This is a genomic window from Salinispora sp. H7-4, assembly GCF_013416675.1.
Taxonomy (GTDB): Bacteria; Actinomycetota; Actinomycetes; order Mycobacteriales; family Micromonosporaceae; genus Micromonospora; species Micromonospora vitiensis.
In genome coordinates, this window is record NZ_JABZED010000012.1 from 1 (window position 1) to 686 (window position 686).

The following is a 686-nucleotide window of genomic DNA, read 5'->3' on the forward strand; positions in this document are numbered from 1 at the left end:
CATCGCCGGCACCGGCGCCGCCTCCAACGGCGACAACACCGGCGTCGCACCCGCAGCCGACCTACTCATCGGCAAAGTCCTCAACGACAACGGGTACGGCTACGACTCCTGGATCATCGCCGGCATGCAATGGGCCGCCGAATCCGGCGCCGACATCATCAACATGAGCCTCGGCGACCCATCCCGCACCGACGGACTCGACCCACTGACCCTCGCCGTGGACACCCTCTCCGCGCAGCACGACACCCTCTTCGTCATCGCCGCCGGCAACAACTACGGCGGACTCATCGGCACCCCCGGCACCGCAGCCAGCGCGCTGACCGTCGGCGCCGTAGACAAGCAGGACCAACTCGCCGACTTCTCCAGCGTCGGACCCCTGGCCGGCACCGGCGCACTGAAGCCCGACCTCACCGCACCCGGCGTCGCCATCAACGCCGCCCGCTCCCAACACAGCACCGGCGACGGCATGTACCAAAGCAAAGACGGCACCTCCATGGCCACCCCACACGTCGCCGGAGCCGCCGCCATCCTCACCCAACAACACCCCAACTGGACCGGCCAACAACTCAAAACCGCCCTCACGAGCAGCACCCAAGCTCTCAGCGACACCTACAGCGCATACCAGGTCGGCACCGGCCGCCTCGACATCGCCGCCGCAGTCAACACCACCGTACGAGCCACCGGCT

General features: G+C 67.9%; 1 protein-coding gene. It reads left to right on the forward strand.

What is annotated here, in order from left to right; genetic code table 11:
• The coding region (locus tag H0524_RS24640) for a S8 family serine peptidase (RefSeq protein ID WP_255435887.1) at window positions 1-686 on the forward strand (686 nt) is incomplete at both ends.